Below are 11,289 nucleotides of genomic sequence, written 5' to 3' on the forward strand. Positions count from 1 at the left end.
CCGGCCTGCGGCCGGACATGCCTCACTCGCGCCAGAACGCCGGCGACAGCAGGACCAGGACGGTGAAGATCTCGAGGCGGCCGAGCAGCATGGCGAAGGAGAGAATCCATTTCGCGGTGTCGGGCAGCGAGGCGAAATTGCCGACCGGGCCGATGACGTCGCCGATGCCGGGGCCGACATTCGACAGCGCGGTCAGCACGCCGGTGAAGGCGGTGATGAAGTCGATGCCGGTGAGCGTCACGATCAGCGACAGGCCACACCAGATCAGCATGTAGGCGGCGAAAAACAGGAGCACGACGTCGAGCGTGTCCTCGCTGATCGTCTGGCCGCCGGAATGGACGCTGGCCACCGAGCTCGGATAGACGAAACGGTCGACGGCGCGGCGCAGGTTGCCGAACAGCGCGATCCAGCGATAGGCCTTCACGCCGCCGGCGGTCGAGCCCGAACAGCCGCCGAGAAAGGTGGCGATGAAGATCACGCCGACGGCAAAGGGGCCCCACGCCAGGTAATTGGCGTTGGCGTAGCCCGTGGTGGTGATGATCGAGACGATGTTGAAGGTGGCGAGCGTCACGCCGTGGAAGAGGTCGGCGATGCCAGTGACGTCGAGATAGATCGCCACGGCGATCGACAGGAATGCCGAATAGCCGACCATGACGAGGACCTGGTTGTCCCTGAATGTGTCGAAGCGGCCCTTCAGCATGAGGACGACCAGCGCGGTAAACGGGATGCCGCCGATCAGCATGAAGACGATGGCGATCCATTGTGTCAAAGGGTTCTGGAAATAGGCGAACGATGCGTCATGGGTGGAATAGCCGCCGGTCGACAGCGTCGTCATGGCGTGGTTGACGGCGTCGAAGGCGGTCATGCCGCTCATCGCGTAGAGGATCGCGCAGGCCAGCGTCGAGGAGACATAGATCGCGACGATCGAGCGCGCGAAGGTCGTCAGGCGCGAAAAGGGGCGGTCGTAGCGGTCCGACGACTCCAGCTTGAAGACCGACGAGCCGCCGATCTTCAGAAAGGGCAGGATGAACATGCCGAGCACGATCACGCCGAGGCCGCCGACCCATTGCAGGATCGAACGCCACAGCAGCAGGCCCGGCGGCAGGTGGTCGAGGCCGGAAATCACCGTCGAGCCGGTCGTCGTGATGCCGGACATGGATTCGAAGAAGGCGTCGGCGGGGCTCATATGCAGCGACGATTCGACGAAGGGAACGGCGCCGGCGACGGCAAAGGTCAGCCACAGGAGATTGACCAGCAGGAAGGCGAAGCGCGTCGAATAGGCCGGGCGGATGCCGCGCGTCGCCGCCGTGACGATGATCGACAGCGCGGCGATCACCGCCGAGGAAATGGTGAAGACGGCCCAGTCGGGATTGCCGTAGTAGAGATCCGCCAATGCCGGGACCAGCATCAGGGCGGCGAGCCAGGTCGCGAAGACCGCGCTGACGTGTATCGCCGCGCGCAAGTTTCTGCCTTTCATGGCTTCTCCTGCTTTCCGGACGCCAGCATGCCCGATCGGGGCACTCTGGCCAAACCGGCAGCGCGCCTATAGACCGGCTTTCGACCAAGCGCCACCGCTAATTGACATCCTCGCGCCATACGGAACGCCGCCCATGCCCGATTTCCTGTCCGCCGTCGCCGACGCCACCACCGCCATGCGCGAGCTGTTCCCGCAAACGGCGCTGCAGGAAAACGTCTTCCTGAGCCAGAAGGCCGGATGCCGCGTCTTCCTGAAGCGCGAGGACCTGTCGCCGGTGCGATCCTACAAGATTCGCGGTGCTTTCAACTTCATTCGCAAACGTCTGTCCGAAGGCGTCGACGGGCCGTTCGTCTGCGCGTCGGCGGGCAACCACGCCCAGGGGCTGGCCTTCGTCTGCCGCCACTTCGGCAAGCAGGGCGTGATCTTCATGCCGGTGACGACACCGCAACAGAAGATCGACAAGACGCGCGCCTTCGGCGGCGAGTTCATCGAGATCCGCCTCGTCGGCGACTATTTCGACGATTGCAACCGCGCCGCGCTCGACTATGCGGCAAGCGAGGGCGCCGTCATGGTGCCGCCCTTCGATCATGACGACATCATCGAGGGGCAGGCCTCGGTCGCGCAGGAAGTGCTCGAACAGGCGCCGGCCGGGGTCGCGTTCGACCGGGTGATCGTCGCGGTCGGCGGCGGCGGACTGGCGAGCGGGCTGACGCGTTATTTCGACGCGGCCGGGCAGGGCGCGCAATTCACGCTGGTCGAGCCGGCCGGCGCGCCAAGCCTGAAGACGAGCCTCGAAAAGGGCGAACGCGTGGCGCTGAAGCGGTTCGACAATTTCGTCGACGGCGCCGCCGTCGGGCAGATCGGCGAACGCACCTTCGACACCCTGAAGCGCTATCCGGCAAGCCAGGTGGTGCTGGTGCCGGAGGACCGGCTGTGCACGACCATCATCGAAATGCTCAATGTCGAGGGCGTCGTGCTGGAACCGGCCGGTGCGCTCGCCATCGACGCGCTGAAGGATCTCGCCGTCCGCGACCGGTCCGGCAAGGCGATCCTGTGCATCGTCTCGGGCGGCAATTTCGATTTCGAGCGCCTCGCCGAGGTCAAGGAACGGGCGCTGCGGTCGGAGGGGCTGAAGAAATATTTCGTCCTGCGCATGCCGCAGCGGCCGGGCGCGCTGAAGGACTTCCTCAACCTGCTCGGACCCGAGGACGACATCACCCGGTTCGAATATCTGAAGAAATCGGCGCGCAATTTCGGCTCTGTGCTGATCGGCATAGAGACCAAGAACCCGGCCAATTTCGCCGGGCTGATGGCGCGGATGAACGACAACGGGCTGGCCTGGCAGGACATTTCCGAAAACGAGCTGATGGCCGGCCTGCTGGTGTGATCGCGCCGGCGCCGGCGGTCAGATTTCCTCTTCCCCGGTGCGATCGTCCAGCGCGAACGCGTCGGGGTCCGCCTCCACGGCGGCCCTGATCGCCTTGTGGCGCTGCGGCGGTATCCGGCCGGAGCGCGACAGCAGGATTGCAATCGGGCGAGTGCCCTCGAATTCCGAGAAGACGATGACGAGGATCGCGGTGATCGGCACCGACAGGAGGGCGCCGGATATGCCCCAGATCGAGCCCCAGGCCGTCACCGAGACGAGGATGACGAAGGGGCTGAGATTGAGTGACCGGCCCATGAGGCTCGGCTCCAGGAAGCTACCGACGAAGATCTGGCAGAAGGTCAGTCCGAGGAAACAGGTCGCGATCATCGACCAGTCGCCCTCGAACTGGACGATGGCGATCGCCGTCGGGGCGAGGACGCCGGCCATCGAGCCGATATAGGGGATATAGTTCAACAGCGCGATCAGCACGGCCCAGAAGGCGGCGAAGTCGAGCCCGATCAGGATCATCACGACATAGGAGATCAGGCCGAGAACGAGATTCACGAAGGTCTTGGCGGCAAGGTAGTCGCCGATGCGGTCGTTGATGGTGTTGACGATCTGGCTGATCAGGGCGCTGTCGCCGGGGTTGGTCGCCATGCGGGAGAGCTTGCGCGCGAACAGCCGCCGCTCGCCGAGCGCAAAGCCGGTATAGACGGTGATGACGAATACCGAACCGACAAGGACCGAGATCGAGGTGACCGTCGAGCCGATCAGCGACTGCAGCCGGATTTCGCCGAAGACGTCGCGGCGGATGGTCGCCCAGGTCGGCTCGGTCTCGAAGCCGAACTGCACCGCCAGCCCCTGGATGATGCGCAGAAGCGAGACCTGGTATTGCGGCACCAGCGCGATGACCTGGTTGATGTTGGCGATGATCAGGAACACGAAACCGGTGATGATGAAGGCGATCACCAGCAGCGAGATCAGGAAGCGGACCGGCCCCGGCAGCAGCTTTCCGATGATCGGCAGTTGCTGCATGCGGCGGGCGAGCGCGACGACGATATAGGCGAGGATGACGCTGGCGATGACGGGAACGAAAACATTCTGGCCGATATACAGGATCCAGCCGATCATGATCGCCAGCGCCATGCCGTAGACGAGGTTCCGGAAGCGATCGTGGGCCTGCATGTTGTTCCGCTTTGCGATTAGCTGGCCATTATTGTCAGGATTGCGCCGGACTTTTCAACTGCGCGGCAATGCGACATCCGGCTTAGGCACGGCAAATCAGAGCCCATTGACGAAATCGACGATGGCATCGGCGACCCGGCGGTTGTTGGACGGCGAAACGATGTCGCCGGCAACGACGTGGTTCGACGGAGAGTCGGAACTGTCGAGAACGAGGGTCTTGACCGGTCCGCCCCAGCGCCTGGCGACCTCGGCGGTGACCGACTCGTCGACGACCGTGTCGCCGGGATGATAGATGAACAGGGCCGGAATCCTGAACTCTTCGAAGGGCAGTGCCGCGGTGCGCCTGACCAATGCGGCCATCGGTAGTAGCGAGACGGTCGGGTAGAGATAGGTCCAGTTGGCGGCTTGCGCCTCATTGCCGGGCTCGAAGCCGCGTTCGCGCCCGGCAATGAGCGGGACGAAGCTGCGCGCAAAGGGAAATGTCAGCAGCGCGGCCGAGGGGTCCTTGATCGCGAAATTCGGCGAGATCAGCACCAGCCCGGCGATCTTGTCTTTCAGCTCGGGCAGCGTCGAGGCGAGGACGCCCAGCGTCGCGCCGGTGGAAACGCCGACGATGACGAGTTTTTCGCCGATTCGATTGCCGATCGCGACCGCCTCGGCGGCGTCCTGGATCCAGTCATTGACCGTGGGCTCGGCCATGGCGTCGCCGCTTCGGCCGTGGCCGGCGAGGCGCGTGAAGAACAGGTTGGCGCCGAGTTCCTTCGCCACCATGTCCGGGACCGGGCGGATTTCGCCCTTGGCGGCGGAAAATCCGTGCAGGTCGACGAGTGCGACCGGCGTCCTGGCATGCGAGGCGGGATAGGCCCAGACGATCTCCTTGACGGCGTTCGGGCGGATGTCGTCGAATTTCGCTTCCTCGGCGGCGAGCCAGGCGTCGATGTCCTCGCCGATCGATGCTGGATCGAAGCGGACGGTCAGATCGACCGGCTCGCCCGGCCCGAAAATCCAGACGGCGGCTCCCGCGACGAGGACCAGAAGAAGGAGATAGAGCACGAGCCTGATCCGTGAGCGGCCTTTTTTCGGTTCTTTCGCAGTCATGTCCACAAACTGGAAACGCGGGGGCAGGCGGTTGCCGGCACGCGGGTGAATTTTGACGTATTCGTAAAGGTCAGTTGCGAGATTGGCAATCTGCGCCGGAGGCGGAATTCAAATCGCCGTCCCCGGGGGACGGCGATTGCCTGCATCCGGTTCTGAAGGTCAGAGCGTGATGCGGTATTTCGCGAAACCGTTTTCGCCTTCGCCGGCGGCTTCGATCTTCACCGACTTCACGTCGCCGATATAGTCTGCGGCCTTCGGCCCGGTTTCGAAGGTCACCGTCGTGCCGTCGAGGGACGCGAATTTCCAGTTGGCGTCGGCCGACGGATTGATCGTGCCCTGTTCGACGATGTAGCGGACGATCACGTCGCGGTTTGTGTCGGGCGCCTCGAGGATGATCTTGTCGGCGGAAACACCCGGGAAATTGCCGCCGCCGCCGGCCCGGTAATTGTTGGTGACGATGACAAATTTCTGTTCCGGGTCAATCGGTTGTCCGTTGAAATGAAGATTTTGAATCCGGCGGGAATCCGCGTTCTCGATCTCGCCCTTGGAGGTGTATTTGCGCGGCTTCGACAGGTCGATCTCGTAGGTCACGCCGTCGATCACGTCGAAATTGTAGGACGGAAAGTCATCGGCGATCAGCGGCTGGTCGGACGAGCCCGGCTCGATCGTCTTGAAGATGCCGGCCGACATTTCCAGCCATTCCCTTACGTCGGCGCCGGAGATCAGCATTGCGCGCACGGTGTTGGGATAGAGATAGAGGTCGGCGACGTTCTTGATGGCGATGGAGCCGGCCGGGACGTCGGTGTAGTAGTCCGGGCCGCCGCGTCCGCCCGCCTTGAAGGGCGCCGCCGCCGACAGGATCGGCAGGTCCTTGTACTCGCCCTCCTTGAGGATGTCGCCGACATACCAGATCTGGGCCTGGCTGACGATCTGCACCGACGGATCGTCGGCGACCAGCGCGAAGTAGGAGTAGAGCGGGGCCGAGGTCTTGCCGACCGGGGTGCGGACATAGGCGAGCGTCCTGGCGTGCTCTTCGGCGACCGCCAGTTCGAGCTTGCGGTCGCTTTTAACGAGCGGGTTGACCTCGCGCTCGACGCGTTCGTAGATCGGCCGCGTCTCGACGGTGGAATCGACCACTTTCCAGCTGTTGCCGGACTTCTCGACCATCAGGTCGATCAGGCCCATATGCGAGCCCCAGAAGCCGGCCATGACGGCGGGCTTGCCCATTAGGGTGCCCTTCTCGATGTCGGCACCGGCGATGCCCTCGAAGCTCTTGCCCGGGAAGACGAGGTGCTGGTGGCCGGTGAAGACGGCGTCGATGCCTTCGACGCCGGCGAGGAACAGCGAGGCGTTCTCCATCAGGTCGGTCTTGTTGCCGTCGATGCCGGAATGCGACAGGGCGACGACGATATCCGCGCCGTTCTCCTTCATTTGCGGCACCCAGGCCTTCGCCGTTTCGACGATGTCGCGGGTCATCACGTTGCCCTGCAGGTGGCGCGAATCCCACACCATGATCTGCGGCGGCACGAAGCCGATAAGGCCGACGCGTATCTGCTGCTGCTGGCCGGCGCCGTCGGTGACCGTGCGGTCGAGAATGATGTAGGGCTTGGCGTAAAGCTTGTCGTCGCGCGGATTGGCCGCAAGTTGCGAGCCGTTGATCAGGTTGGCGCAGACGACCGGGAAATTGGCCCCGGCGACGACCTTGTCCATGAAGGACAGACCGTAATTGAACTCGTGGTTGCCGAGCGTGCCGCAATCGTAGCCGAGCAGATTCATCGCCTTGATGACGGGATGGGCGCCGGTGCCGTCCATGCCGCGCTCATAGGCGATCCAGTCGCCCATCGGATTGCCCTGCAGGAAGTCGCCATTGTCGACCAGCATGGTGTTGGTCGCTTCGCTGCGGAAACCATCGATGATCGAGGCGGTGCGGGCAAGGCCCAGCGTGTCGTTCGGCTTGTCGGCATAGTAGTCGTAGGGCATCACCGCGACGTGGATGTCGGTCGTCTCCATGATGCGCAGATGCGCCTGGTTCGCCTGCGCGCGCGCCGAGAACGGGTGAAGCGCAACCAGCGCGCCGGTCGCCGCGGCGCCGGCAAGAAGCGAACGGCGGGTGATGGAATGCTGTCCGATGGTTGATTGTCCTGCAGGCATGTTACGCTCCCGTCTGTGAATATTTGTCCGGACTGACCCAACCCGGATTCGATTGCAGTCGCATTGCAGATTGGTGTCAAGACTGTGACAGGGATGAAGATTGACAGGCCGGATCATGCCCCACATGGTATCGGGACAGGAGACATGCATGGCCGGATTCTTGAAACGCCTTTTCGGCGCTGCCGCGAACGAAAACGAACCGCCCGCCGGAACCCCCGACGAAGTCTACAAGGGGGTCGAGATCTTTGCCCGCCCGGTCAAGGACGGCGGCCAGTGGCGCATTGCCGGCCGGCTGCAAAAGGACGTCGACGGCGAGACGGTGGAGCGAAAATTCGTGCGTGCCGACCTGCTGCCCGACGAGGCCGGCGCGAAATCGGCGACGCTCGGCAAGGCGCACCTCATCATCGACCAGAATGGCGACGGTCTGTGGAGCGGCGAGGACCGGATGGTCTGACGCGTTAGGCCAAACTTGACGTAAGGCAAACCGCGCCGTAGGCAAGATTTGCGACCCGATCCACCAGAGATTCCAGAGAGATCCATGTACGGGACCGGATATCTTGCAGCTTCCGCGCTGACGATAACGCCTGTCAGCGGTCCGTTGTCGGGCAAGGCGATGCCGCCGGGGTCGAAATCCATCACCAACCGCGCCCTGCTGCTGGCGGCACTCGCAAAAGGCCGCAGCCATATCACGGGCGCGCTGAAAAGCGACGACACGCGGCTGATGGCGGACGCGCTGCGCGCCATGGGCGTGCCGGTCGAAGAACCGGACGTGACAACCTTCGTCGTGGACAGCAACGGCCATTTGCAGTCGCCCGGAAAACCGCTGTTTCTCGGCAATGCCGGTACGGCGACGCGGTTCCTTGCCGCGGCGGTTGCGCTGGTCAATGGCGAGGTCGTTCTCGACGGCGACGAACACATGCGCAAGCGGCCGATCGGCCCGCTGGTCGTCGCGCTACGCTCGATGGGCGTCGACGCGGAATCGATCGGCGGCTGTCCGCCGGTGACCGTGCACGGAACGGGCGGTTTCCGTGGCGGCCGCGTCGAAATCGACGGCGCCCTGTCGAGCCAGTATGTGTCGGCGGTGCTGATGATGGCGCCGCTGGCGTCCGGACCAGTCGAAATCGCCCTGACGGGACCGCAGATCGGCGCGCGCGGCTATGTCGATCTGACGCTGTCGTCGATGCGGGCTTTCGGCGTGGAGGTCGAGCACGTGAGCATCGCACAATGGCGTGTCGAGCCGGGCGCCTACCGGGCGACGGATTATCATGTCGAGCCGGATGCCTCGGCGGCGACCTATCTGTGGGCAGCCGAAGCGCTCACCGGCGGATCGATCGATCTCGGCGTGGCCGCGCATGCCTTCACCCAGCCGGATGCGCGGGCCTACGGGGTGATCTCGAAATTCCCGCGCATGCCTTCGGTGATCGAGGGTTCGCAGATGCAGGACGCCATTCCGACGCTTGCCGTACTCGCGGCCTACAACCAGACGCAGGTGCGCTTTACCGGCATCGCCAATCTGCGCGTCAAGGAATGCGACCGCATCCACGCGCTCGCACAGGGGCTGAACCGCATCCGGCGGGGCCTGGCAGAAGAAGAGGGCGACGACCTGATCGTCCACGGCAATCCGAAGCTTGCGGGAGCGCATGTCGACGCCAGGATCGACAGCTTTGCCGATCACCGCATTGCAATGAGCTTCGCGCTGGCGGGACTGAAAACGACAGGCATCACCATTCTCGATCCGCGCTGCGTCGCCAAGACCTTTCCGGGTTACTGGGACACGCTGGCGGCGCTGGGCGTGGAATTGCGGGTCGCCGACGAGAATCTCGAAACGTCGCCCTAGAGCCTTTCAGGGATAGATAGAAACATTCTGTTTCTCGTCCGGTGCGGCGGTCCGCGCGAAGGCGCGCGCGGCGCGTAGCGGGGCTACGGGCAAGCGCGCCGACAAAGCGGGCGCCCGCCGGACGGAAACCCGAAGGGCCGGGCATGTCTGTCCCGATGCCTTCGGGCTCCGGCTTGACCGTGCCCCCGGCACGGCCTGCGCCAGATCCCTCGATCTCGGGACAAACCTGCTCCGGCATAATGCTTCTATCTATCCCTGAAAGGCTCTAGAGAGTTTGTTTTCACGCAATTCCGGACGGAAAACCGGTTTCCACTTTTCCTGGAATTGCTCAGGCCAGCGCCGGATCAATGCCGACATTCGGCCGGTCTATGACCTCGCGCAGCGCGAATGACGAGTTGATCTTGACGACGTGCGGCAGCGACGACAGCCAGTCGCGGTGGATGCGCTCGTAATCGGCGAGATCCTTCGCCGCGACGCGCAGGATGTAGTCGTATTCGCCGCTCATCAGGTAGCAGACAATGACATTCGGGCAGCGTTTGACCGCCTCCTCGAATTCGCGCAGCGTCTTCTGGAACTGACCCGACAGCGAGATGTGGACAATCGCCGTCATGGTGTAGCCGAGCGCCTGGTTCGAGACGCGGGCGTGGTAGCCGCGGATCGTTCCCGATTTTTCCAGATGGTCGAGCCGGCGCGAGCAGGCCGAGGGCGACAGGCCGACCGCTTCGGCGAGCGCCGAGTTCGACATGCGGCCGTCCGCCTGAAGGGCGGCCAGGATCGCGAGATCAATCGAATCGAGTTCCATCCGTGCAATCTTCCATCGTTTATGGCGTACTTCGCACAAGAATACACGAAAAGCGTTACCGGCAAACCCTGTCTTTGCAAGGACATTCGGATGGTTTTCGGCGATCATGAAAACACTGTCGAACGCAGGTCCAGCAGGGAGAGATAAATGCGCGTCGGTTGCCCGAAAGAAATCAAGAACCACGAATACCGTGTCGGCCTCACGCCGGGTTCGGTGCGTGAATACGTCGCCAACGGCCACACCGTGATCGTCGAGACCAAGGCCGGCGAAGGCATCGACGCCGACGATGCGGCCTATGTCGCAGCCGGCGCCAAGGTCGTGCAGAGCGCCAAGGAGGTCTTCGACCAGTCCGACATGATCGTGAAGGTCAAGGAGCCGCAGCCGGTCGAATGGGCGATGCTGCGCGAAGACCAGATCCTCTACACCTACCTGCATCTCGCGCCCGATCCGGAACAGACCAAGGGCCTTGTCGAAAGCGGCTGCACGGCCGTTGCCTATGAGACCGTGACGGACGACCGCGGCGGCCTGCCGCTGCTCGCCCCGATGTCGGAAGTCGCCGGCCGTATGGCGATCCAGGCTTCGGCGACCGCGCTGCAGAAGGCGCATGGCGGCCATGGCATCCTGCTCGGCGGTGTGCCGGGCGTTCTGCCGGCGAAAGTCGTGGTACTCGGCGGCGGTGTCGTCGGCCTGAACGCGGCCAAGATGGCCGTCGGCCTCGGCGCTGACGTGACGATCATCGACCGTTCGATCCCGCGTCTGCGCGAACTTGACAACATCTTCAACGGCCGCGTCCACACCCGCTATTCGACGATCGAAGCGCTGGAAGAGGAAGTCTTCGTCGCCGACGCCGTGATCGGCGCGGTGCTGATCCCGGGCGCCGCCGCACCGAAGCTGGTGACGCGCGAAATGCTCGGCGGGATGAAGAAGGGCGCCGTGCTCTGCGACGTCGCCATCGACCAGGGCGGCTGCTTCGAGACCTCGAAGGCGACCACCCATTCCGATCCGACCTATGTGATCGACGACGTCATCCACTATTGCGTCGCCAACATGCCGGGCGCGGTGCCGGTCACCTCGGCCAAGGCGCTCAACAATGCGACGCTCTATTACGGGCTGATGCTGGCCAACAAGGGTCTCAAGGCGCTGGTCGACGATCCGCATCTGCGCAACGGCCTCAACGTGCATCGCGGACGCATCACCAACAAGGCCGTCGCCGATGCGCTCGGCTACGAGCTGGCCGCTCCACAGGACGCTCTGAAGGCTGCCTGACAGGGCTGAGGGGCGTACCGGCCGGTCGCGACGGGATCGCGACCGGCCGAATTTCCCGCCAGGAACAGAGTTGACCGCATCCGAAGGATGGGGCGACGGGCGCGAAC

At 63.9% G+C, this 11,289-nt stretch carries 9 protein-coding genes; 4 read left to right on the top strand and 5 right to left on the bottom strand.

The features are described from left to right. Window positions 1–22: 22 nt before the first annotated feature. On the bottom strand, window positions 23–1,477 hold the full coding sequence (locus IG169_RS17830) for a TrkH family potassium uptake protein (RefSeq protein ID WP_193177599.1): 1,455 nt from the start codon (window positions 1,475–1,477) through the stop codon (window positions 23–25). A gap of 133 nt (window positions 1,478–1,610) precedes the next feature. On the opposite strand from IG169_RS17830, the gene ilvA reads away from it, so the two are divergent. After that, the gene (gene ilvA / locus IG169_RS17835) at window positions 1,611–2,864 is read left to right on the top strand and encodes a threonine ammonia-lyase IlvA (RefSeq protein WP_193177600.1); all 1,254 of its coding nucleotides are present in this window, start codon (window positions 1,611–1,613) and stop codon (window positions 2,862–2,864) included. Window positions 2,865–2,882: 18 nt separating this feature from the next. On the opposite strand, the gene IG169_RS17840 is transcribed toward ilvA, so the two are convergent. The 3 genes from IG169_RS17840 to IG169_RS17850 form a co-directional block, all read right to left on the bottom strand. Then, complete coding sequence (locus tag IG169_RS17840) at window positions 2,883–4,028, bottom strand: AI-2E family transporter (RefSeq protein ID WP_193177601.1); 1,146 nt, start codon at window positions 4,026–4,028, stop codon at window positions 2,883–2,885. A gap of 96 nt (window positions 4,029–4,124) precedes the next feature. Further along, entirely contained in the window at window positions 4,125–5,081 is a 957-nt protein-coding gene (locus tag IG169_RS17845; protein WP_343225672.1) for an alpha/beta hydrolase, read from the bottom strand. A gap of 204 nt (window positions 5,082–5,285) precedes the next feature. Further along, the gene (locus tag IG169_RS17850) at window positions 5,286–7,277 is read right to left on the bottom strand and encodes a bifunctional 2',3'-cyclic-nucleotide 2'-phosphodiesterase/3'-nucleotidase (protein ID WP_193177602.1); all 1,992 of its coding nucleotides are present in this window, start codon (window positions 7,275–7,277) and stop codon (window positions 5,286–5,288) included. Between the two features lie 148 nt (window positions 7,278–7,425). On the opposite strand from IG169_RS17850, the gene IG169_RS17855 reads away from it, so the two are divergent. Together IG169_RS17855 and aroA are read left to right on the top strand one after the other, a co-directional pair. Beyond that, on the top strand, window positions 7,426–7,731 hold the full coding sequence (locus IG169_RS17855; protein ID WP_193177603.1) for an HlyU family transcriptional regulator: 306 nt from the start codon (window positions 7,426–7,428) through the stop codon (window positions 7,729–7,731). Between the two features lie 84 nt (window positions 7,732–7,815). After that, entirely contained in the window at window positions 7,816–9,114 is a 1,299-nt protein-coding gene (aroA, locus tag IG169_RS17860) for a 3-phosphoshikimate 1-carboxyvinyltransferase (RefSeq protein WP_193177604.1), read from the top strand. 328 nt (window positions 9,115–9,442) lie between these two features. Here aroA and IG169_RS17865 read toward each other — a convergent pair whose 3' ends face one another. After that, complete coding sequence (locus IG169_RS17865) at window positions 9,443–9,916, bottom strand: Lrp/AsnC family transcriptional regulator (protein WP_193177605.1); 474 nt, start codon at window positions 9,914–9,916, stop codon at window positions 9,443–9,445. 147 nt (window positions 9,917–10,063) lie between these two features. Between IG169_RS17865 and ald the strand changes: the two genes are divergently transcribed. Beyond that, window positions 10,064–11,182 (top strand): alanine dehydrogenase, encoded by a 1,119-nt coding sequence (gene ald / locus IG169_RS17870; protein ID WP_193177606.1) that lies wholly within the window; start codon window positions 10,064–10,066, stop codon window positions 11,180–11,182. Window positions 11,183–11,289 lie beyond the last annotated feature (107 nt).

Source organism: Oricola nitratireducens, from assembly GCF_014904745.1.
In the GTDB taxonomy this organism is placed as follows: Bacteria; Pseudomonadota; Alphaproteobacteria; order Rhizobiales; family Rhizobiaceae; genus Oricola; species Oricola nitratireducens.

Bases quoted from the DNA above. Each gene is read 5' to 3' on its own strand.
- IG169_RS17830 (WP_193177599.1), bottom strand. From the start codon at position 1,477: ATGAAAGGCAGAAACTTGCGCGCGGCGATACACGTCAGCGCGGTCTTC.
- ilvA (WP_193177600.1), top strand. From the start codon at position 1,611: ATGCCCGATTTCCTGTCCGCCGTCGCCGACGCCACCACCGCCATGCGC.
- IG169_RS17840 (WP_193177601.1), bottom strand. From the start codon at position 4,028: ATGCAGGCCCACGATCGCTTCCGGAACCTCGTCTACGGCATGGCGCTG.
- IG169_RS17850 (WP_193177602.1), bottom strand. From the start codon at position 7,277: ATGCCTGCAGGACAATCAACCATCGGACAGCATTCCATCACCCGCCGT.
- IG169_RS17855 (WP_193177603.1), top strand. From the start codon at position 7,426: ATGGCCGGATTCTTGAAACGCCTTTTCGGCGCTGCCGCGAACGAAAAC.
- aroA (WP_193177604.1), top strand. From the start codon at position 7,816: ATGTACGGGACCGGATATCTTGCAGCTTCCGCGCTGACGATAACGCCT.
- IG169_RS17865 (WP_193177605.1), bottom strand. From the start codon at position 9,916: ATGGAACTCGATTCGATTGATCTCGCGATCCTGGCCGCCCTTCAGGCG.
- ald (WP_193177606.1), top strand. From the start codon at position 10,064: ATGCGCGTCGGTTGCCCGAAAGAAATCAAGAACCACGAATACCGTGTC.